We start from the raw sequence: 258 nt of genomic DNA on the forward strand, positions 1-258 counted from the left end.
GACGGCACCCGCGTGCACGTGACGCTCTCGGTCGAGCCGGGCGCCGCCGTCGTCCGGGTCGCCGACGAGGGCCCGGGCATCGACCCCGGGGTGCTGCCCGTGCTGTTCGAGCGGTTCGCCCGGGCCGACAGCTCGCGGTCGCGCAAAGCCGGCTCGACCGGTCTCGGCCTGGCGATCGTGCAGGCCGTGGTGCAGGCGCACGGCGGTCGGGTCGACGTCGACAGCTCGCCGGCCGGGGCCGCCTTCACCATCCGACTG

1 protein-coding gene is annotated in these 258 nt (G+C 76.4%); it reads left to right on the forward strand.

What is annotated here, in order from left to right:
• Window positions 1–258: sensor histidine kinase (locus AC0IXA_RS27750; RefSeq protein ID WP_471814952.1), on the forward strand; the 258-nt coding region annotated here is incomplete at both ends.

Source organism: Pseudomonas sp. AC083, from assembly GCF_979253165.1.